The sequence below is a fragment of the Microbacterium sp. SYP-A9085 genome (genome assembly GCF_009649635.1).
Classification (GTDB): domain Bacteria; phylum Actinomycetota; class Actinomycetes; order Actinomycetales; family Microbacteriaceae; genus Microbacterium.
In genome coordinates this window covers 228,407-250,178 of the sequence record NZ_WJII01000004.1, presented here as the reverse complement: position 1 = coordinate 250,178, position 21,772 = coordinate 228,407, and the positions used below count along the sequence as shown (strand labels likewise).

Below are 21,772 nucleotides of genomic sequence, written 5' to 3'. Positions count from 1 at the left end.
GGTACAGCCGGATCACAGAATGCCGCGGCCGGCATGACAAGATGGGGGCATGAGCATGCCGGGAATGCCCCAGGGGCGAGGCGGCGAGATCGGGGAGACCGTCGCGAGCTTCCCGACGTACGAGGGCGCGCAGAAGGCTGTCTCGGCGCTCATCTCGTCCGACGTGCCCGCCCGCGACATCGCCATCGTCGGCAGCGGCCTGCGCTCCATCGAACGGGTCACCGGCAAGCTCGGCTACGCCACCGCCGCACGCCAGGGCGCCATCAACGGCCTGCTGCTGGGACTCTTCTTCTCCGCGATCTTCGTGCTCGGCAACAGCGCGGTGCCGGTCTCCGTGTTCATCGGCGTCCTGTTCATCGGCGTGGCCCTGGGCATGCTGATGAGCATCGCCGCGTACGCGATAGTGCGCCGCCGCCGCGACTTCGCGTCGGTCATGCAGGTGGTCGCCGACCACTACGACGTCACGGTGCTGCCCACGAGCATCCACCGGGCCCGCGAGATCCTCGGACCGGGCGTCACGGTCGCGCGCCCGCCGGCGCCGCCGCAGCACGACCGGGCGCAGCATCCCGCTCCCCGGTTCGGACTGCGAGCCCGCCCGGCGGCACCCGCGACGCCGGATGCGGACGCTCCAGCGCCGCCGGCACCCGACGTCGACGAGCCGCCGCGCTACGGCGAGCGGATCCCCGACACGCCACCGGCATCCGAGGACGCCGGTGCCCCGCACCCGGATGCGCACGCGGATGCCGCGCCCGACGGCCCGGCGGATGAGCCGGCCGCGGACGGCCCGGACGACCACCGGGCGTGAGCCGGCGCAACGCCCGATGATCAGGGAGCTGGCGGTGCCGGTCCCGCTGCCGGCGGGCGAGGTCGACATCGACGCCGTGGTGCACGAGCCCGCGCACCCGTCGGCGACGGTGATCGTCGCGCACGGGGCCGGCACACGGCTGGACCATCCGTTCCTCGTCGGCTTCGCCACCGCCGTCGCCGCCGCCGGGATGCGGGCGGTGCGGTTCAACTTCCCGTACGCGCAGGCGGGACGGCGGATGCCGGGACCCGCCGCCCACGCCGTCGCCGCGTGGCAGGCCGTCGTGGACCGCTGTCGCGGGGACGTCCCGGTGCACGCGGCGGGCCGGTCCTACGGCGGACGGATGGCGTCGATGGCCGCCGCCGAGGGGCGCATCCGGCCGCACACGCTCGTGTACCTGGGCTACCCGCTGCACCCGCCCGGCCGGCCCGACAAGCTGCGGACCGAGCACCTTCCCCTGATCCTCGCGCCGCAGCTGTTCGTCTCCGGCACGCGAGACCCGTTCGTGGATCCGCACGGGCAGCTCGAGGACGCCGTCGCCGCGTGCCGCCGGGCCCACCTGCACTGGGTGGACGGCGGCGGGCACGGCTTCGAGGTCGCCGGACGCCGTCGCCCGGCGGACGAGATCGGCGCCGGGATAGCGGCGATAGCGCTGGAGTGGATCGCCGCGCAGTAACACTCAGGCGCGCAGCCGCGCCACCCAGGCCTCGACCTCGTCGGCCGTGCGCGGCACGCCGGCGGACAGGTTCTCCACGCCGTCCGCGGTCACCAGCACGTCGTCCTCGATCCGCACGCCGATCCCGCGGTATTCCGCGGGCACTGTCTCGTCGTCGATCTGGAAGTACAGGCCCGGCTCGATGGTGAACACCATCCCGGGCTCCAGGATGCCGTCGTAGTACATCTCGCGGCGCGCCTGCGCGCAGTCGTGCACGTCGATGCCGAGGTGGTGGCTCGTACCGTGGACCATGTACCGGCGGTGCTGGCCGCCGGCCTCGGCATCCAGCGCTTCCTGCGCGGTCACCGGCAGCAGGCCCCATTCCGCCGTGCGGCGGGCTATCACGCCCATCGCGGTCTCGTGCACGGTGCGGAACGTGACGCCGGGTTTCGCGGCAGCGAAGGCCGCGTCGGCGGCCTCGCGCACTGTCTCGTACACCTTCCGCTGCACGTCGGTGAACGTCCCGGACACCGGGATGGTGCGGGTCACGTCGGCGGTGTACAGGCTGTCGACCTCGACGCCCGCGTCGACGAGGATGAGGTCGCCGTCGACGACCGCACCGTCGTTCCGGGTCCAGTGCAGGTAGCACGCGTGCGGACCGGATGCCGCGATGGTGTCGTAGCCTTCGCCGTTGCCGTCGCTGCGGGCACGGCGGTGGAACACGCCCTCCACCACGCGCTCGCCGCGCGGGTGCGCGGTCGCGGCGGACAGCTCGCGCACTATGTCGTCGAAGCCGTCGGCGGTCACCTTCACGGCCAGCCGCAGCTGTGCGATCTCGTATTCGTCCTTCACGAGGCGCAGCTCGGACACCGCGCGCGTGAGCTCGGCGTCGTCGCCGACGACGAGCTCGCCGTCGGCGTGCGTGAAAGCGTTGATGTGCGCGGTCGCGACGCCGAGATCGGCGGCGACGCCCGCGAGGGACGGCCGCGGGCCGATCCAGAACTCGCCGATCGAGGCATCCCCGTAGAACTCCGCGGTCGTCCGGTCGGCGCGCTCACGGAAGTACAGCGTCACGTCGTGCCCGTCGGGACGCGGCTCGAAGACCAGGACGGCGCCGGGCTCGGCATCCGCCGCCCACCCGGTCAGATGCGCGAACGCGGAGTGCGCGCGGAACGGGAAGTCGGTGTCGTTGCTGCGCTGCTTGAGCTCACCGGCGGGGACCACGAGCCGCCGGCCCGGGAACTGCGCGGACAGGCGGGCGCGCCGGTGCGCGGCGTACGGCGCCTGATCGCGCTGCGGCGGCAGCGTCTCGGGGCGCGTCGCCCACCCCGATGAGATCGTGTCGAGGAACCCCTGCGGGAACGGCTGTCGGCGGTTCTCGCTCGTGGAGGGGCGGGCCGGTCGGGCCGTGGTGCCGGTGGACGATTCGCCTGTCGTGCTCATCTTTCCAGTCTCGCACGCCACGGGAAGTCCGCAGGAGTCACTGCGCGCGGTCGAGCTGCACTATCAGCGGACGGTGGTCGCTGCCGCTGCCGTCCATCGAGGTGAGGACCACCGAGCCCACCGGCACCCAGGCATCCGTCGCCATCACGTGGTCGATGGGGGCGCCGATCAGGGCCGGGGTGGACGTCGGCCACGTGCCGACGCCGCCGTTGCCGGTCGCGCCCACGGCGTCCCGGCACCGTCCCATCGTGCCGCCGCCGGTGCCCAGGCCCGCCATGTGGTCCACGGTCGCGTTGAAGTCGCCGGCGAGGATGACGTCGCGGGACGCGCATTGGTCGGCGATCCACTGCAGGTCGTGCTTCCAGTTGCCCATGTCCTGCTCGCGGGGGGCCACCGCGTGCGCGGCGACGATGATCGGACCCTTGCCGTCCACGGGCATCGCGACCGCCGACGGCACGGTCGACGTGTTGCTGGTGCCGTCGGCCGACGACGCCGTCACCGAGTACGCGCCCAGTCGCGGCGTTATCAGCACCGTCGTGGAGCTGGCATCCCATCCGTGTTCGCCGTACTGGGTGTGGTACGCCCACATCCGGTGTCCGAGGCTGCGCATCGCCAGCGCCACCTTCTCGCCGGTGCCGATCGTCGTCTCCGGCAGCGTCACGACGTCGGCGTCCATCGCGACCGCGGTGCGGGCGATCGCATCGGGGGATGTCGCGGCCCCGGCGGTGTTCCAGGTCATCACCCGCACGCTGCTCGCCGTCTTTGCCGGCAGCGCGTCGGTTCCCATGCCGCGCATCGCGATGATCGCCGCGTTCGTGCCGCCGGCGAGCAGGGCCAGCACCGCCATCGACGCGGCGAACGCCCGCAGCGGCCGGGCGAGCATGAGCAGCAGCATCACGACCAGCAGCGCCGTGAAAGCGACGACGAGGATGCCGCGGAACGACACCGCCTGCGCGACCGGGAACGCGCGCTCCAGCCGGAACACCTGCGGCCACGTCAGGATCGCCGCGACGATCGCGCACAGCGCGGTCACCAGGATCCCGAGCAGGCGAAGCACGCTCGGAACTCTATGCCGTCAGGCTGGGAGATCGGCGCACGCGGCGCGCACGCTACCCTCGGACAATGGCGTTGCAGCGGTTCCGTGGTCCGAGCGATCTGCACCTGCATTCGGACCGCTCCGACGGCACCCAGCCGCCCGCCGAGGTGATCCGCGCCGTCCATCAGCACGGGCTGCGCACTGTCTCCCTGACCGACCACGACACCACGTCCGGGTGGGCCGAGGCCGCCCAGGCGGCGACGTCACTGGACGTGACGTTCCTGCCGGGCATGGAGATGTCGGCCAAGCACGAGTGGCGCAGCGTCCACCTGCTCGCGTACCTCGTCGACCCGGACGATGCGGCGCTGCGCGCGATGACCGACCGAGTGCGCACGTCGCGGCTGGACCGGGCGCGCACGATGGCCGACCGGATAGCGCGTGACTACGACCTCACCTGGGACGACATCCTCGCCGAGACCACCGACGGCGCCACGGTCGGCCGTCCGCACATCGCCGACGCGCTCGTGCGGCGCGGGCACGTCCGCGACCGCACGGAGGCTTTCTCCGGCATCCTCAGCCCCCGCGGCGACTACTACGTGGCGCTGTTCGCCCCGGACCCGGTCACCGCCGTCGGGTTGATCGCCGGCGCCGGCGGCGTGCCGATCGTCGCGCATCCCGCCGGGCGCGCAGGCGTGCTGCCGCGGGCGCTGCTGGAGCGGATGCTGGACGCGGGACTGGCCGGCTTCGAGCTCGGCCACCGGGAGAACCTGGAGCCGGGCGTGCGGATGCTGCGCCGGCTCGTGGCGGAGCGGGACCTCATCGCCACCGGCTCCAGCGACTACCACGGCGCCGGCAAGCCGAACATGCCGGGGGAGCACACGACCGAGGACGCCATGGTGCAGCGCATCATCGCGCGCGGCACCGGCAGCACGCCGGTCTACCCTCGGGCGGGGTGACCGGCGGTCACGCCCCGGGCGTCGGCGAACCGGCCCCCGAGCGGCGCCGGCGCCGGCGACGGGCCACGGCGGGCTTGCCGTCGCGGTGCTCCCGGCCCGCGCCGTCGTGGACGCCGGTGCCCTCGGCCGCATCCTCCGCCGGCTGCTCGCCGTCCTCGGACGCGGCGGCCGGCTCGAACGACGAGCCCACGCTGTCGTCCGCGCGCCGGCGCCGCCGACGACGCTTCGTGCCGCCCTCGCCCTCCGCGGCGGCATCCGCGGCGCGTGCGGGCGCCTTCTGCGTGCGCACCGACTGCGTGCGCGGCGCGGTGGCGATGCGGCCCTTCGTCCCCTCCGGGATGTCGAGATCGCTGTACAGGTGCGGGCTCGACGAGTAGGTCTCCATCGGCTCCGGCTTGCCGAAGTCCAGGGCGCGGTTGATCAGCGCCCACTTGTGCAGATCCTCCCAGTCCACGAACGTGACCGCGATGCCGGTCTTGCCGGCACGGCCGGTGCGCCCCACGCGGTGCAGGTACGACTTCTCGTCGTCCGGGATCGTGTGGTTGATCACGTGGGTGACGTCATCGACATCGATGCCGCGGGCTGCGACGTCGGTGGCGATCAGGACGTCCCGCTTGCCGGCCTTGAACGCCGCCATCGAGCGCTCCCGCGACTCCTGGCTCATGTCGCCGTGCACGGCGCCGGCGTTGAACCCGCGGTCGGACAGCTCGTCGACGAGCTTCTGCGCGGCGCGCTTGGTGCGTGTGAAGATCACCGTCTTGCCGCGGCCGCGGGCCTGCAGGATCCGCGAGATCACCTCGTCCTTGTTCAGCGCATGCGCCCGGTACACGAGGTGGCGGATGTTCGCCTGCGCGATGCCCTCATCCGGGTCGGAGGCGCGGATGTGGATAGGGCCGGACATGAACCGGCGCGCGAGCGCCACGATGGGGCCGGGCATCGTGGCCGAGAACAGCTGCGTGTGCCGGACGGTGGGCAGCTTCTGGAAGATCTTCTCGATGTCGGGCAGGAACCCGAGGTCCAGCATCTTGTCCGCCTCGTCGAGCACGACCTCGGTGGCGTGCGAGAGGTCCAGCAGCCGCTGGCCGGCGAGGTCGATGAGCCGGCCGGGCGTGCCGACCACTATCTGGGCGCCCGCCCGCAGCTGCTCGATCTGGCCCTCGTACGCCTTCCCGCCGTAGATCGCCACGACGCTCGTGGCGCGGTTCGAGGTCAGCATGTCGATGTCCTCGTACACCTGCACCGCCAGCTCGCGGGTGGGCACCACCACGAGTGCCTTCACCCCCGGCGCCGGGGCGATGCCCAGGCGCTGGACGATCGGGATGCCGAACCCGAACGTCTTCCCGGTGCCGGTCTTGGCCTGCCCGATGATGTCCTGCCCGGGAAGGCTGAGCGGAATCGTCTGCTCCTGAATGGGGAAGGCATCCACGATGCCGCGCGCGGAGAGCGCGTCGATGATGTCCTGGTCCACGCCGAGGTCGGCGAAAGTCGTCACGATGAGATGAGGCCTGTCTGATGTCAGAGGCGGCAGCCGGCCGCCGGGCGAGGAGTCCACGCCCTTGTGTCATCTGCCAGGCGCGGGGCCCCGGTCCATCGCCGGGGCAGTCCCAGTCTACCGGAGCACGGAGCCGGCGCCGGGATCGGCCGCCGCAGGGCCGTAGGCTGTATCGCGTGTTCGGGTGGTTCAAGCGGCGTCAGCCGGCGGTGCGGACGCTGCGTCTGCGCTCCCGCGGTGACGCCGGGGATGCCACCCGGGTGGCGTTCCAGGACCTCGCGCCGAACATCGACACGTTCCTCGGGCAGGCGGCGTACCTGCAGCTCGGATACTTCGAGACGCTCAGCGAGCTGATCGCCGCGACGCCCGCGCTCGCGCACAAGGAGGCGCTGTCCCGCGCGGCCGGCGCGGCGCTCACGAAGCACCAGGCCATCGTCGCCCTGATCCGCGAGAGCGCGGCCGACCCGACGGATCTGATGCGGCCGTTCCGTGAGCCGCTGGACGCGTTCCGGGCCGCCACCCACGGCATCCGCCCGCAGGAGACCATGCTGTCCGTGCACATCACGGCGGGAATGCTCGACGACTTCTACGACACGCTGTCGCACAGCTACGGCGAGATCGGAGGCCGGGTCGCGCGGATCCTCCAGGCCGACTCCGACCGGCAGGCCATCGTCCAGCTCGTGGCCGAGGCCATCGCCGCCGACGACGAACTGCGGTCGCTGCTGGCGCTGTGGGGACGGCGCCTGGTGGGCGACACGATCCTCATCGCGCGGGCGGCGCTGCGCACCGGGATGCTGGATGCGGCCGTCCAGGAGCAGGTCGAGCCGGTGTTCACCGAGCTGCTGGGCGCGCATGCTCGCCGCATGGAGGCCATCGGGCTGAACGCCTGAGCCGTGCGGATCAGACGATCCCGAGCCGGCGCCGTTCCTGGTCGTCGCGGGCGCGCCGCACCCGGGTCAGCGCCGCCACGATGAGGTACACGGCCGCGGGCGGCACCAGTGCCCCCGCCAGCCACAGCCACGGGTTGCCGAGGCCCAGCCCCGCCCAGGTCAGCGCGGTCCACAGCACGCTGCCGATCACGGCGCCCAGCACGGGCGCCAGTCCCGCACCGCGCGTGTCGCGCGCAGGCATCGTGAAGTGCGCGAGAGCGCCCACCGCCGCCCCGTAGATCAGCGCGAGGACTATCTGCATCAGGCCACGAATCCGACGCGGCGCACGTCCTCCGTGCCGAGCTCCACATACGCGAGGCCCGCGGTGGGCACTATGTACGAATTGCCCTTGTTGTCGGCCAGGCTCACATGCGTGGCGCCGGAGTCGAGGGCTCCGGTGACCGCCGCGCGGACGGCATCCGCGGTCTGGTCGGTCTCGAAGTTCAACTCGCGTCCGGTGTTCGCGATGCCGATGCGGATCTCCACGGATCACTGCCTCTCTGTGCCGTGCGTGCTGGGGTATGGCCACTCTACGACACGGCCGCACCCGCCCGGACGGCTCCCGCCCACGCTGTCGGCGAACGCGCGGCGCCGCCAGGCGGGCGGTGTCGCCGGCACACGGTAGCGTGACCAGGCGATGACACAGAACCCCCCGACCGGCCCGTCGCACCGGCCGCCCGACCCGGCCGCCCCCGTGCCGGATGTTGATCAGCGCGCCGTGATCGAGCTTCCGGTGCACGCCTCGGGCACCATCGCGGGCGGTCCCGGCACCGGCAAGACGTCGAGCCTCGTCGCCCGCGTGCGCGCCCTCGTCGAGCGCGGCGTCGGCCCCGACGCCGTCGTCGTGCTCACCCCCAGCCGGCAGACGGCGACCGCGCTGCGGGACCGGCTCGGGCTCGCGGTGGGAGGGGCGACATCCGGCGCGCTCGCGCATTCCGTCGCGTCGTTCGCGTTCCGGCTCGTGCGCGGCGCGGCCGTGCACGCGGGCGCCGAGCCGCCGCGGCTGCTCACCGGCGGCGACGAGGACCAGCTCATCCAGGATCTGCTCGACGGCGACGCGCAGGACGAGGCCGCCGGCGTCGTCCGCTGGCCCGACTGGCTGCCGGCCGACGTGCGGGCCACGCGCGGGTTCCGCAGCGAGGTGCGCGCGTTCCTCGCCGAGTGCATCACGCTGGGCGTCGAGCCGGCGGCGCTGGCGTCCCTCGCCGCCCGCGTGCGGGTGCCGGTCTGGGAGTCGGCGGCCTCGTTCTTCGCCGAGTACCTGCAGGTGCGCGCCGACATGCGGGGCGCGCACCGGGATGCCGCGGGACTCGTGCGCGAGGCGGCGGCCCTCGTGCGCACGGCCGACGCCGCGATGCTCGGCGGGCTCGGCGACGTGCAGGCGATCCTCGTGGACGACGCGCAGGAGCTCACGCTCGGCGGTGTCGAGCTGCTCGAGGCGTGCCGGAGCCGCGGCATCCCGGTCCTCGCGTTCGGCGACCCGGATGTCGGCGCGGGCGCGTTCCGCGGCGCGACGCCGGAGAACTTCGCACGGCTGACGGCCGCGCTCGGCCCTGTGCACGTGCTGGGCGTCCCGCATCGCGGAACCGGCACCATGGTCGACCTCGTCCGCACCGTGACCGCGCACATCGGCACCGCCGGCGGCGTGCGGCACCGGCGTCCGGCGCAGGGCGGCGAGCCCGACTCGTCGGTGCAGACCCTGCTGCTGCGCTCGCAGGCGGAAGAGTACGACGTCGTCGCGCGGCTGCTGCGCGAACGGCACGTGCGAGGCGGCGTCCCATGGGACGCGTGCGCCGTGATAGCGCACGACACGCGCCAGGTCGCCGCGCTGGAGGCCGAGCTCGGCGCGCGGGAGGTCCCGGCGCGCGCGGCGGGCCCGGGACGCGCCCTGGGCACCCTGCGCCCCGTGCAGGACATCCTGCGCGTCGTGGAGCTCGCCGCGATCGATCCCGCCGAATGGACGGCGGCGTCCGTGGCGGACGCGTTCCTCGGCGTCGCCGGGGGCTTCGACCCGGTCCGGCTGCGCCGGCTGCGCACGGCGCTGCGCCACGAGGAGCTGCGCGCCGGCGGCGACCGGTCTGCCGCCCAGCTCCTGGTGGACGGATGCCGTCATCCCATCGAGTTCGAGCAGGTCGACCTCCGCGAGGCGCGCCGGGCGGCACGGCTGGCCCGCACCATCGCCGCGGTGCGCACCGGCATCGAGGAGGGCGCGACCGCGCACGAGCTGCTGTGGACGGTGTGGGATGCCTCCGGCCTGCACCGGCAGTGGGGGCAGGCCGCCGCCGGCACCGGCCCGCTGGCGGAGCAGGCGAACCGGGGCCTGGATGCCGTTGTCGCGCTGTTCCAGGCCGCGAAGCGCTTCGACGAGCGCGCCGCGGCCGGCAACCCCATGCTGTTCGTGCGCGGCATCCTGCACAGCGACGTCGCCGAGGACCGCCTCGAGCCGTCCGCGAGCATGCCCGCCGTCGCCGTGCTGACCCCGGCCGCAGCGCTCGGCGTCGAGTTCGACACCGTCGTGGTCGCGGGGGTCCAGGACGGCGTGTGGCCGAACATCCGGCTGCGGGGGAGTCTGCTGGACACGTGGCGGCTCGCCGACGCCGCCACCCGCGCGCCCGGCGACGACGGCACCGTGGGCCTGCTGGATCGGCGCCGCGCGGCCATGCACGACGAGCTGCGCCTTTTCGTGCGCGCCGTCTCCCGCGCACGGTCGCATCTCACGGTGACCGCCGTCGACGACGACGACACCGGGCCGAGCCGCTTCTTCGAGTTCCTGCCCGCGCCCTCGCCGACCGACCGGCTCGCCGAGCACCCGCTGTCGCTGCGGGGCCTGGTGGCGCGGCACCGCCGCACCCTCACCGAGCCGCGCACCGCCGCCCACGCCGCCCGGCACGCCGCGGGGCAACTGGCGATTCTCGCAGCGGCGGGCGTGGCCGGCGCCGACCCCGGCGAATGGTACGGCGTCGCGGACCCCACCTCGGCCGCCCCGCTGCGTGACCCCGACGGCGAGGTCCGGGTCTCGCCGTCGCGGATCGAGGCGCTGGAGACGTGCCAGCTGAACTGGGCGATCGGCGACCTCGGCGGCGACCCCGGCGGGGCGACGGCGGGCCTGGGCACCATCATCCACGCCGCCCTCGAGCATGCCGACGGGTCCGACGAGGCGGCGCTGTGGGACCTCGTCGAGCAGCGCTGGGGTGAGCTCGAGTTCGAGGCGCCGTGGCTCGACCGGGCCTCGCAGGCGCAGGCCCGCGACCTCATCCACCGGCTGCATCTGTACCTGCGGCGCTTCGAGTCAGGCGGCGGCACCCTCGTGGACGCCGAGCCGCACTTCGAGGTGCCGATCCCGATGGGCGACGGAACCGCGGCCGTCCTGTCCGGCTACATCGACCGGGTCGAGCTCACGGCGCAGGGCCGGGTCGTGATCGTGGACCTGAAGACCGGCAAGCACGAGCCGCAGTCCGACGCGAAGGTGGCGGCGAACCCGCAGCTGGCCGCCTACCAGCTCGCGTTCGAGTCCGGAGCCATCCCCGGGGCGGACGGGCACCCACCCGGCGGGGCGAAACTGCTCGTCCTGCGGCCCTCTGCGAAGACCAGCGACTACGCCGAGCCCTGGCAGCCCCCGTTCGACGACGAGACCCGCGGGGCGTTCCTGGCGCGGGTGCGCACCGCCGTGGACGTCATGCGGTCCACGACGTTCACCGCCCCGTTCGAGGAGCACTGCCGCGACGAGCACTCGTACGGGCTGTGCCGCATCCACACGATCGGGGCGGTGAGCGCGTCGTGACGCACGCCCCGCTGACCCCCGAGGTGATCGCCGCCGCCCTCGGCCAGTTCCCGCCCACCGCCGAGCAGTCCGCCGTGATCGCCGCGCCGCTGGAGCCCGCGCTGGTCGTCGCCGGCGCCGGCAGCGGCAAGACCGAGACGATGGCGGCCCGGGTGGTGTGGCTCGTGGCCAACGGGATCGTCGGCCGCGACGAGATCCTCGGACTGACGTTCACCCGGAAGGCCGCCGGCGAGCTCGCCGAGCGCATCCAGAAGCGCCTGGCCCGCCTGACGGAGTTCGAGCGGCGCGGACTCGTCGACCGCCTTCCCGCGCTGCATGCCGACGGTGCCCTGGACGTGTTCGTCCGGCTGGAACGCGCGGGGGCGGGGGAGCGCGCCCGGCAGGCGGCACTCGCCGACCTGGCGGAGCGGGCGGGGGCGCACCCGCGCCCGGACGACGACGAGATGCTGCTGCACCGGCCCACCGTCGCCACATACAACAGCTTCGCGGACGGCATAGTGCGCGAGCACGCCGTGCGCATCGGCCGCGACCCCGAGGCCACCGTGATGAGCGAGTCCGCCGCGTGGCTGCTGATGCGCCGGGTCGTGTTCGGCAGCGACGACCCGCGCCTGGAGGGTGTCCAGCGCTCTCCCCGGGGCGTCATCGACGCGGCGCTGCGGATAGCCCGTGACGGCGTCGACAACGTCGTGGATCTCGACGAGCTGGCAGCGTTCCCCGCCCGGTTCCGCACCGTCGCCGACCTGCCGTCCACGACCAGCCGCACCACGGTGTACGCGGACGTGCGCACCGCGGTGGCATCGGTCGACGCGCTGGAGCTGCTCGTGGACCTGGCCCGCGCGTACAACGCCCAGAAGCGCCGGCTGGGCGTCCTGGACTTCTCCGACCAGGTCGCCGGGGCCCGTCAGGTGGTGATCGGCCACCCCGCCGTGGCCGCCGAGATCCGGGACCGCTACCGCGTGGTGCTGCTGGACGAATACCAGGACACCTCCGTGGTCCAGACCGAGCTCCTGGCGAGCCTCTTCGCCGATCGTGCCGTGATGGCGGTCGGCGATCCGCACCAGGCCATCTACGGGTGGCGCGGGGCCAGCGCCGGCAACCTCGGCGGTTTCGCGGCGGCGTTCGGGGCGGCCACGCCCTGCGGCACGTACGCGCTGATGACGAGCTGGCGCAACAGTGCCCGGATCCTGCAGGCGGCGGCTGCGGTGCTCGAGCCGCTGCCGGCGGCCGTGCCGGTGGGTCGGCTGCGCCCGCGGCCGGACGCCGGTGCCGGTGAGGTGAGCGTGTGCACCGCGCCGGACCTGGATGTCGAGGCCGACCGCGTCGCCGAATGGTTCGGCGGGGTCCGGCGCGCGCGCGCCGAGCAGGGCCGGTCCACCACCGGGGCGGTGCTGTTCCGCAGCAAGAAGCACATGGTGCGGTTCGCCGACGCGCTGGGCGCACACGGCATCCCGCACCGGATCCTGGGGCTCGGGGGGCTGCTGTCGACGCCGGAGGTCGTGGATGTCGTCAGCACGCTGCGCGTGATCAGCGACCCGCGCGCCGGTTCGGCGCTGATCCGGCTGCTGACCGGCCCGCGCTGGCGCATCGGCCTGGCCGACATGGGCGCGCTCGCCCGGCTGTCGCGGCGCATAGCGCAGCACGACACGGCCCTGCAGCGGCTCGAGCCCGATGTCGCCGAGCGGATCCGCACGTCGTCCGGCGACGATCAGGGCTCGCTCGTGGACGCGCTGGACTTCGTCGGACGGGTGCCCGACGACCACGGCTGGCTGGCGGAGCTCACGGTCGCGGCCCGTGCACGGCTGCGCGAGGCGTCCGCCGTGTTCGCGGGGCTGCGCCGCTCGGCGGCGCTGCCGATCGCCGAGCTCGTGCGGCTGATCGAACTGGAGCTGCGGCTGGACGTGGAACTGGCCGCGAACGAGGCGCGGGGCCCCGCGCGGATAGCGTCCGCGCAGCTGCGCGCGTTCGTCGACGAGGTGCACGCGTTCCTCGCGGCGGACGAGACCGGCTCGCTGTCGAGTCTGCTGGCATGGCTGGATCACGCCGAGCAGCTCGACGAGTTCGCGCCGCGCACCGAGCCGCCGGAGGACGATGTCGTCCAGCTGCTGACGATCCACGGCGCGAAGGGGCTGGAGTGGGATGCCGTCGCCGTGGTGCGCATGGTCGACGGGGAGCTGCCCACCGGGGCGAAGGACACGAAGGGATGGCTCGCCTTCGGCGTGCTGCCGTATCAGTTCCGCGGGGATGCCGCGTGGCTGCCGGAGTTCGCGTGGGAGGGCGCCGCCACCCAGCAGGAGCTCAAGGACGCGCTGGCCCGGTTCGTGCAGGCAGGCCGCGACCGCCAGGTGGAGGAGGACCGCCGCCTCGCGTACGTCGCGGTGACCCGCGCCCGGGAGCATCTCCTGCTGACCGGAGCGCCCTGGTCGGGCACGACGCGGCCGCGTGCGCACAGCCCGTTCCTGCAGGAGATCGCGGCCGCCCAGGGCATCCCGCTGCCGGACGCGGACCCGGGGGAGAACCCGTACCTCGGAGAGCGCCGGCTGCTGCACTGGCCGATCGATCCGCTGGGCGCCCGACGGCCGCGCGTGGAACGCGCGGCCGCCGCGGTGCGCGCGGCACAGGATGCCGCACCCGCCGCCGCCGACGAGGACCTCGCGCTGCTGCTGGCCGAGCGCGCCGCCCGGCAGCATCCGGCCTCGGCGACGGCGCCGGTGCGGATCCCCGCGTCCCGGTACAAGGACTACGTGGCGGACTACGACGGCGCCGTCGCGGCGACCGCGCGGCCGATGCCGGAGCGGCCGTACCGGCAGACGCGGCTGGGCACGCTGTTCCACGCCTGGGTGGAGCGCCGGTCGGGCCTTGTCGGCACGACCGGGAGCCTCGACGACACGCTGTGGGACGGCCAAGACGAGGACGCCGCGGGGGACTGCGCCGACGACGACGCGCTGCGCGAACTGAAGGCCGCGTTCGAACGGTCGGAGTGGGCGCCGCTGCAGCCGGTCGCGGTGGAGACCGAGATCGACTTCCGGTTCGTCGGGCTCGACGGCCGCGAGCACCTGGCCATCTGCAAGCTGGACGCGGTCTACCGGCGCGGCGAGCGCATCGAGATCGTCGACTGGAAGACCGGTGCGCCGCCGGCGACCGACGCCGACCGGACGGCGCGGATGCTGCAGCTGGAGCTGTACCGGCGGGCGTACCACGCGAAGCACGACATCCCGATCGAGGACATCGACGTGGCGCTGTACTACGTCGGCCACGGCGTCGTGATCCGCGGCTGAGCGGCTACTCGGACGCCGCCCAGCGGCGCAGCGCCGCTTCGGACGCGCGATCGGCGTCGGCGATGTCCGGGTCGGACAGGTCCAGCGGCAGGGTGTCCTGCTGGTGCACGGGGGTCACCGCCGGCGCGTCCTCCGCGAAGAACGCTGTGTCGTCGGCGTCGAACGCGTCGGTCTGCATCGACGTGTCCGTCTCCTGTGCGGGCGTGCGCGGGGTGCGGCCGAGGAGCGCTATGGCGTCGTCGACGTCGAAGCCGTCCTCCGCGAGCAGATCGTCGTCGACCACGGTCTCGGCCAGCGACTGCAGCAGGGCGACGGCGTCGTCGACGACGTCGTCACGGCCGTCGTCGTGACCGTGCACGAGCCACTTCGCGAACTCCAGCTCGGCGTACAGCCGCGCCCGGGTGCGCAGCGTCGCGTCGGGGGTGCGGGCGGAGGCGGCGAGGTACGCGTCGAACACGTCATCGGCGGCATCCGGTGCGGACGACAGCCACCGCAGGTCGACGGCGGGGTCGCCCACCCCCAGCCCGTTCCACACCAGCAGCCCGGTCACCGTGGGCACGCCGTCCACGTCCTCCAGCAGGAACGCGTCCGCCGTCGTGCCGCCCAGGGTCAGCGTCGCCTCGAAGCGCCACAGCCGGTCCGCCGCCAGGGCACGGCTCCAGCGCGACAGCAGCGCCACCGGGACCCGGTGGTGACTGGCCGCGACGCGGTCCAGCAGACGCGACACCTCCGAGCGCACATGCTCGGGCGTGCGGTGCGGGAGCTCCTCGGTGCGGGCGACGGACTCGGGGAGGGCGTGCACCGCGGCGATCGCCGCGCCCAGCGAGACCGCCGCCCCGCGCCCGGGCGGCACCTGCGCCGCGTCGACACGGTATCCCTTGAGCAGATCGGTCACCAGCACCGGCATCCCGCCGAGGGTGGCGCGCCCGTGCACGACGGGCGCCCGCATCGGCAGGAGCCCGCGCACCCCCGAGGTGAGAGCACGCAGCGCGCGCGCCTGCGCGCCCAGCTCCGCGGCGCCCTCGTCGTCGGTGGCGACCCGGACCACGACCCGGCGGCCGTCGTCCAGATCCGCGACGGCGGAGTCGAAGCGGCCGGACGCATGCTCGGTGAGCGCGGCGACGCCCACGACCGAGGCCTCCGGCAGGGCCGCGGTCACCATCGCCGCTAGAGTGAGAGGGGAGCGTGCCATGCCCCCCAGGGTAGGTCTGGCCCGGTGCCGGGGCCTGCCGCCACGCCCTGGACGGAGGTATCCATGACCGCACGGACGGACCCCCGGATCCCCGTGCGGATGCCGTCGGGTTTCGACCGCGCCGCCGCCGAACGCGAGGACGACGGCCTCCTGGATCGGCTGCGTGCGGACGAGGCGTCCCGAGTGCTCGTCCTGCACGCCGACACCGCCCAGGTCACCGGCCCCTCCGGGGGTGGCGCCCGGCTCGTCTACCGGCGATCCGCGCAGGTGCCGGACGGCGCACGGTGGGCGTTCCTCGGCCGTGCCGACGACGGTGCGGCCCTGTTGACGGCGGTGTTCGACCGGGAGGCGGAACGCCCGTTCGCGGGCGAGGAGTGGGCGCCGCTGCGCGCGGCCGGGGGCGACCTGGACGCCGGCGAGGCAGCCGCCTTCACGGCCGCGGTGAGCCTTGGCCGCTGGCTGCTGGATGCCGAGTTCTGCCCCGCCTGCGGAATTCGCACCCGCCTGCGCGCGAACGGCTGGGCGCGCGTGTGCGACGACTGCGGTCGCGAGCACTTCCCCCGCACGGATCCCGCCGTGATCGTCGCCGTGCAGAGCGCGACCGACCCGGACCTGCTGCTGTTGGGATCGAACGCGCTGTGGGAAGCGGACCGCTTCTCCTGCTTCGCGGGGTTCGTGGAGGCAGGGGAGTCCGCCGAGGCCGCGGTGGTCCGGGAACTCGGCGAGGAGGCCGGCGTGCGCGTGCGCGACGTCCGCTACCGCGGCTCGCAGGCGTGGCCGTATCCGCGGTCGCTGATGCTGGGGTTCCTCGCGCGCGCCGTCGACGATGATGCGGCTCGCGCCGACGGCGCGGAGATCGCCGCCGTGCGCTGGTTCACGCGTGCGCAGATCGGCGAGGCGCTGCAGGAGCGGGCGGCCGGACGTCGCCCCGGCGATGTGCTGCTGCCGGGGACCGCGTCGATAGCGCACCGGCTCATCTCCGAGTGGCACGCGGGGGCCGCGTGAGCGCCCCGCTGGACAGCCTCGACGAGCAGCAGCGGGAAGCGGCCACCGCGCTGCGCGGACCGGTGTGCGTGCTCGCGGGCGCCGGCGCCGGCAAGACCCGGGTGATCACGCACCGGATCGCGCACGGCGTGGACACCGGGGCATACTCGCCGGGCCGGGTCATGGCGGTCACATTCACGACGAAGGCCGCCGGTCAGATGCGGGGCAGGCTCCGCGCGCTGGGTGTCGAGGGCGTCGCCGCGCGCACGTTCCACGCCGCCGCGCTCGCACAGCTGAACTTCTTCTGGCCCACGGTCGCGCGGGATTCCGCCCCCGCCATCGTCGACAACAAGGTGCGCCTTCTCGCGCATGCCGCCGACGGCATCGGACTGGACCTGGACACTCCCACGCTGCGGGATGTCGCCGCGTCGATCGAATGGCGCAAGGTCACCATGCGCTCGATCGAGACGTACGCGGCCGACCGGCCCGGCGGGGTGGGGCGCCTGGGCGCCGACCGCGTCGCCGACCTGCAGCGCGCGTACGAGAAGCTCAAGGACGAGCGCCGCCAGCTGGATTTCGAGGACGTGCTGCTGGCCTGCGCCGGAATGCTGGAGGCAGAGCCGCGCGTGGTCCAGGCCGTGCGCGAGCAGTACCGGCACTTCACGGTCGACGAGTTCCAGGATGTCTCACCGCTGCAGCATCGCCTGCTGGAGCTCTGGCTCGGTGACCGGCGCGACCTGTGCGTGGTCGGGGACGCCAGCCAGACGGTGTACTCGTTCGCGGGGGCGGACCCGTCCTACCTGCTGGACTTCGACAAGAGGTACCCGGATGCCCGCGTCGTGCGGCTGCAGACCAGCTACCGGTGCGCCCCGGAGATCCTCGAGGTGGCCAACGAGCTGATGCGGGGACGGCCGGGCGCGCTGCGCCTGAGCGCCGCGGGTGCCGGCGGAGGCGAGCGGCCGGTGCCGCAGGTGACGGCGTACCCCGACGACGCGGCCGAAGCCCGCGGAGTGGCCGGGGCGATAGCGGCGCAGCTGCGGGCGGGCGCCGATCCGCGCACCATCGCGGTGCTCTACCGCGCGCACATGCAGTCGGCCGAGCTCCTGGGCGCCCTGGCCGCCGAGGGGATCCCCGCCACCGTGCTGGGCGGGCGCCGGTTCTTCGACCTGCCGGAGGTGCGGCAGGCGGTGCTCGCGCTGCGCGGCGCGTCCGTCGCGCCGATGTCCTCGGGGTTCGTGGACAGTGTGCGCGACGTGCTGCGCTCACTGGGCCTGACCGAGGAGCCGCCGCCGGCCGGTGGTGCCGTGCGGGACGCGTGGGAGGCACGGCGGGCGCTGCTGCGGCTGGCCGAGGAGGCGCCCGCGCACACGACGCTGCGCGTGTTCACCGACCAGCTGATAGCCCGCGCCAAGGACCAGCACGAACCGGCGATGCGCACCGTCACGCTGTCCACCCTGCACGCGGCGAAGGGCCTGGAGTGGGAGCACGTGCACCTCGTGGGGCTCGCGGAGGGTCTGCTGCCCATCTCCTACGCGGGCACCTTCGACGAGGTCGACGAGGAGCGTCGCCTCGCGTACGTCGGGGTCACGCGCGCCGCGCGGACGCTGTCGGTGTCGTGGTCGCGGGGTTCCCGCGGCGACCGGTCGCCGTCGCGTTTCCTTGCGGAGATCGGCACCCGCACGCTGCATGCGGTCGATGCACGCGCCACGTCCGTCGCGCGGAGCCGGCCGTCAGCTGCAGCGACCGGGAGGCCCACGCGGTCCGGTCGCGTCCGCTGATCAGCTGCCCCGCGACAAGGCCCGCCTCCAGCGCGAGCGCGTCCGGCACCGGGGGACCGGTGCGGTGCAGCAGCTGCGCGGCCAGGGTCGGCCACGCGGGATCCGCGTCCGTGCGCTCGGCCTCCACGCACATCAGGCACGCAGTGCGGCCCGGCTGCACGAGCGGCCCGACCGTCGCGCCCCGGCCCGTGAACACGACCGGCAGGTGCAGGATGTCATCGCGCATCAGGGCGGCCGCGTCCACCGGCGAGGTGACGTGCGCGCTGACCACGACCACGACGTCGGCGCCGTCGGCCGCCGGGCCGGCGTGCAGGCCCGCGCCGGCGAGCGCGTCGACGATCCGCTCGCCGGCACCGGGCGGGGCGCCCACGGCCACCCGCACCTGCACGGTGGGCAGGTGCGGCGCAGCCGGCGGCAGCAGCACCGGGCGCAGCTGCGCCAGCAGCGCGTCCGCGTCGGCGCGCGTGCCGCCCAGGGCTATCGCCAGCGGCTCGACGGCCGGCTCGGGCACGCCTCGCTCCAGCTCGACGAGCATGCGCTGCTGCCAGATCGTCGGGTCGTGAACCTCGGCGACCCGGTCCACCCCGAACTGCAGGACGTCGGGGGAGCGCCACAGCGGCGGCTGCGCGGGATCCAGGAGAAGCATGAGCCGATTCTGCGCGCGCGCGTGCGGCGTGTCGCGGTTTTCCACAGCGCCGCGACGCGAGAGACAATCAGGCCCCGGTTGGGGAGGCGCCGGTGTCAGACCGGATGCGGTCCGTGCGGCGGCTCGCCGGCGGCGCTGCCGTCCTCGTCGCCGTCGGGATGCGCGTCGCCGGCCAGTGGCGGGACCTCGCCGCGCAGCAGCGCGTCGAAAGCGTCGTCGATCTCGTCGCGCGGGGCCTGCTCGCCCCGCGCCCGGGCCTGCAGCCGGGCTATCAGCGCGCTCGGGTCGTCGATGTCGGAGCCCCCCGGCACGAGGTCCGGGTAGTCCCACAGGGCGTCGCGGGCCGCGACGCCGACGGCGTCCGTCACCGCCCGCCACATCGCCGCCGCCTCCCGCATCCGCCGCGGGCGCAGCTCCAGCCCGACGAGGGTGCCCAGCGCCTTCTCGGCGGGTCCGCCCACGGCGCGGCGTCGGCGCACGGCCTCGGCCACGCGTGCCGCAGAGGGCAGCCGCCCGGTGGCGTCGGCGGTGACGACATCCACCCAGCCCTCGATCAGCGCGAGCAGGTTCTCCAGGCGGTCCAGCGCCGCCGCCTGCGCGTCGGTGCGCGGCGGCAGCAGCGCGCCGCTCTGCAGCGCGTCGCGCAGCTCACCGGGATTGGCGGGGTCGAAGCGCGACGCGAGGTCCTCCAGCGCGCTCGTGTCCACATGCACGCCGCGGGCGAATTCCGTGATCTGCGCTATCACGTGCAGCCGCAGCCACCGGGCGTGCCGGAACAGTCGCGCATGCGCGAGCTCCCGGGTCGCCAGGTACAGCGCCAGCTGGTCTTCGGGCACCTCGAGGTCGCGGCCGAAGTCGGCGAAGTTCTGCGGCAGGATCGCCGCGCTTCCGGCGGGCATGAGCGGGATGCCCACGTCGCCCCCGGCGACCACCTCGAGTGAGAGGCGGCCGATCACCTGGCCCAGCTGGGTCGCGAACAGGCCGCCGCCGATGGTGCGCATGACGCGGCCGGCGCCCTGGATCAGCGACTGCATCTCCGCCGGTGCCTGCGTGCGCATGGCGTCGGTCAGCGCGTCCGCGATGCTGGTGGCCACCGGCTCCGCCAGCTCCTGCCATACCGGCATGGTGGCCTCGACCCAGCCGCCGCGCGAGACGGCCTGCGGCGGGGTGGGCAGGTCCGAGATCGTCGTGGCCTCCCCGAGCCAGAGCGTGGCCAGCGCGAACGCCTGGTCGAAGCCGGTGCGCTGCCCGCCGGTCACGCCGAGATCGCTCTGGTTGGCGATGTGCAGCGCCTGCTGCTTCGCGACGTCCCACGAGATGCCGCCTTCGGGGGTGCCGCGGAACGCGGACTGCAGCTGCCGCATCATGTTCTGCATCATCGCGGGATCCACGCCCAGCGCACGCAGCTGCTCGAGCTGCTCCGGATCGACGGAGCCGTCCTGGCCGCCGAACAGCTGCCGCATCAGCTCCTGGAAATCGTCCTCGGGGCTGCGGTCCTCGTCTGCCACTTCAGCCGCCTTTCAGCGCGGGGTCCGGGTGTGGTTCTACGCTAGTCGCACGGATCGCACCGATCCCCGACCGTGGCGCCCCCGCCGTACGCCGGTCGCGAACGACACGACGCGGAAGGTCACCTGTGGCGCTGTTCGACGAGAACGTCACGATCGCCCCGGCGCCGCCCCGTCCCCGCCGCCCCGGCGTGACGTTCGGCGTGTGGTCGCTGACGGTCGCGCTGGTGGTGCTGCTGGCGCTCACGTTCCTGCCCACCGCGTACGTCATCCAGCGGCCCGGGCCGGTGTTCGACACCCTCGGGTCCGCGGCGAACGCCGACGGACGCCAGGTGCCGCTGATCAGCGTGAAGGACACGCCGACCTACCCGGCGCAGGGTCGCCTGGACCTGCTCACTGTGCAGGTGGTCGGCAACCGCGAGCGCACCCCGTCGTGGCTCGAGCTGGCCGCCGCGTGGTTCGATCCGTCGCGCGCCGTGCTGCCGATCGACGCGGTGTTCCCGCAGGGGCAGAGCTCCACGCAGCGCGACCAGGAGTCCGCGGAGATGATGGTCGACTCACAGAAGGAGGCCACGGCGGCGGCGCTGCGGCACCTCGGCTACGCGGTCACGCCGCTGGTCACGGTGTACTCGCTGGTCACGGATTCCGCCGCGCAGGGGATCCTGCGCACCGGCGACGTGATCCTCGAGGCCAACGGCACCGCCATCGCGGATGCCACGGCACTGCGGAGCATCGTGGCGCGGGCGGCGGGCAGCCCGGTGTCGCTGCTGATACGGCGCGAGGGGCGGCGGGAGGCCGTCTCGGTGACGCCGCGCCAGGCCACCGTGGACGGCAAGACCCAGTGGCTGATCGGGGTCACGCTCGTCACCGACTTCGACTTCCCGATCGACGTGACGATCCAGCTGGACAACGTGGGCGGCCCGTCGGCGGGGATGATGTTCGCGCTCGGGATCATCGACACTCTCACTCCCGGCAGCCTCACCGGCGGACGGAACGTCGCCGGCACCGGCACCATCGACGCGGCCGGCTCGGTGGGCCCGATCGGCGGCATCCGTCAGAAGCTGTATGGGGCGAAGGATGCCGGTGCCCGCTATTTCCTGGCGCCGAGGTCGAATTGCGATGAGGTCGCGGGGCACGTCCCGGCGGGACTGCGGGTGTTCGCGGTGACCACGCTCGACGACTCGCTGAAGGCCCTGCAGACACTGGATGACGGCGGCGACGTCGACGCACTCCCCACCTGCAGCGGATCCTGACGCCGCGGCGGCCCGATGCGCCGCCGCGCATAGGATGAAGGG

The 21,772-nt window shown here is 73.9% G+C and carries 16 protein-coding genes; 9 read left to right on the top strand and 7 right to left on the bottom strand.

Features of this window, described 5'->3' with window-relative positions:
- Positions 1-49 precede the first annotated feature (49 nt).
- Together GH740_RS10305 and GH740_RS10300 are read left to right on the top strand one after the other, a co-directional pair.
- Positions 50-805 carry a general stress protein gene (locus tag GH740_RS10305; RefSeq protein WP_153745987.1) on the top strand — a complete coding sequence of 252 codons (756 nt, stop codon included), beginning with the start codon at positions 50-52 and terminating at the stop codon, positions 803-805.
- A gap of 16 nt (positions 806-821) precedes the next feature.
- Positions 822-1,481, top strand: a complete 660-nt coding sequence (locus GH740_RS10300; protein ID WP_153745986.1) for an alpha/beta family hydrolase — start codon at positions 822-824, stop codon at positions 1,479-1,481.
- Positions 1,482-1,484: 3 nt separating this feature from the next.
- Here GH740_RS10300 and GH740_RS10295 read toward each other — a convergent pair whose 3' ends face one another.
- Entirely contained in the window at positions 1,485-2,903 is a 1,419-nt protein-coding gene (locus GH740_RS10295; RefSeq protein WP_153745985.1) for an aminopeptidase P family protein, read from the bottom strand.
- Positions 2,904-2,940: 37 nt separating this feature from the next.
- On the bottom strand, positions 2,941-3,960 hold the full coding sequence (locus tag GH740_RS10290; protein WP_367641431.1) for an endonuclease/exonuclease/phosphatase family protein: 1,020 nt from the start codon (positions 3,958-3,960) through the stop codon (positions 2,941-2,943).
- Positions 3,961-4,025: 65 nt separating this feature from the next.
- On the opposite strand from GH740_RS10290, the gene GH740_RS10285 reads away from it, so the two are divergent.
- A complete protein-coding gene (locus tag GH740_RS10285; RefSeq protein ID WP_153745984.1) occupies positions 4,026-4,895 on the top strand; it encodes a PHP domain-containing protein in 870 nt (289 codons plus the stop codon).
- Positions 4,896-4,902: 7 nt separating this feature from the next.
- Here GH740_RS10285 and GH740_RS10280 read toward each other — a convergent pair whose 3' ends face one another.
- Positions 4,903-6,387, bottom strand: a complete 1,485-nt coding sequence (locus GH740_RS10280) for a DEAD/DEAH box helicase (RefSeq protein WP_367641429.1) — start codon at positions 6,385-6,387, stop codon at positions 4,903-4,905.
- Between the two features lie 176 nt (positions 6,388-6,563).
- On the opposite strand from GH740_RS10280, the gene GH740_RS10275 reads away from it, so the two are divergent.
- Complete coding sequence (locus tag GH740_RS10275; RefSeq protein ID WP_367641427.1) at positions 6,564-7,277, top strand: ferritin-like fold-containing protein; 714 nt, start codon at positions 6,564-6,566, stop codon at positions 7,275-7,277.
- A 10-nt stretch (positions 7,278-7,287) separates the two neighbouring features.
- Here the strand turns inward: GH740_RS10275 and GH740_RS10270 are convergent, their stop codons facing one another.
- Together GH740_RS10270 and GH740_RS10265 are read right to left on the bottom strand one after the other, a co-directional pair.
- On the bottom strand, positions 7,288-7,578 hold the full coding sequence (locus tag GH740_RS10270; protein ID WP_153745982.1) for a hypothetical protein: 291 nt from the start codon (positions 7,576-7,578) through the stop codon (positions 7,288-7,290).
- Positions 7,578-7,802, bottom strand: coding sequence for a DUF3107 domain-containing protein (locus GH740_RS10265; RefSeq protein WP_367641425.1), 225 nt, complete (start codon positions 7,800-7,802; stop codon positions 7,578-7,580). Before GH740_RS10265 ends, GH740_RS10270 begins: the two co-directional genes overlap by 1 nt.
- Before the next feature lie 151 nt (positions 7,803-7,953).
- Between GH740_RS10265 and GH740_RS10260 the strand changes: the two genes are divergently transcribed.
- Together GH740_RS10260 and GH740_RS10255 are read left to right on the top strand one after the other, a co-directional pair.
- Positions 7,954-11,097 carry an ATP-dependent DNA helicase gene (locus GH740_RS10260; protein ID WP_153745981.1) on the top strand — a complete coding sequence of 1,048 codons (3,144 nt, stop codon included), beginning with the start codon at positions 7,954-7,956 and terminating at the stop codon, positions 11,095-11,097.
- Positions 11,094-14,372, top strand: a complete 3,279-nt coding sequence (locus GH740_RS10255) for an ATP-dependent DNA helicase (RefSeq protein ID WP_367641422.1) — start codon at positions 11,094-11,096, stop codon at positions 14,370-14,372. The genes GH740_RS10260 and GH740_RS10255 overlap by 4 nt, the downstream gene beginning before the upstream one ends.
- Before the next feature lie 4 nt (positions 14,373-14,376).
- On the opposite strand, the gene GH740_RS10250 is transcribed toward GH740_RS10255, so the two are convergent.
- Positions 14,377-15,564, bottom strand: a complete 1,188-nt coding sequence (locus GH740_RS10250) for a phosphotransferase (protein ID WP_253941354.1) — start codon at positions 15,562-15,564, stop codon at positions 14,377-14,379.
- A gap of 63 nt (positions 15,565-15,627) precedes the next feature.
- Between GH740_RS10250 and nudC the strand changes: the two genes are divergently transcribed.
- The gene (nudC, locus tag GH740_RS10245) at positions 15,628-16,569 is read left to right on the top strand and encodes an NAD(+) diphosphatase (RefSeq protein ID WP_153745980.1); all 942 of its coding nucleotides are present in this window, start codon (positions 15,628-15,630) and stop codon (positions 16,567-16,569) included.
- The gene (locus GH740_RS10240; RefSeq protein ID WP_367641419.1) at positions 16,566-18,326 is read left to right on the top strand and encodes an ATP-dependent helicase; all 1,761 of its coding nucleotides are present in this window, start codon (positions 16,566-16,568) and stop codon (positions 18,324-18,326) included. The genes nudC and GH740_RS10240 overlap by 4 nt, the downstream gene beginning before the upstream one ends.
- Before the next feature lie 741 nt (positions 18,327-19,067).
- On the opposite strand, the gene GH740_RS10235 is transcribed toward GH740_RS10240, so the two are convergent.
- Complete coding sequence (locus GH740_RS10235) at positions 19,068-20,480, bottom strand: zinc-dependent metalloprotease (RefSeq protein ID WP_367641417.1); 1,413 nt, start codon at positions 20,478-20,480, stop codon at positions 19,068-19,070.
- A 125-nt stretch (positions 20,481-20,605) separates the two neighbouring features.
- Between GH740_RS10235 and GH740_RS10230 the strand changes: the two genes are divergently transcribed.
- Positions 20,606-21,730, top strand: a complete 1,125-nt coding sequence (locus GH740_RS10230; protein WP_367641415.1) for a PDZ domain-containing protein — start codon at positions 20,606-20,608, stop codon at positions 21,728-21,730.
- Positions 21,731-21,772 lie beyond the last annotated feature (42 nt).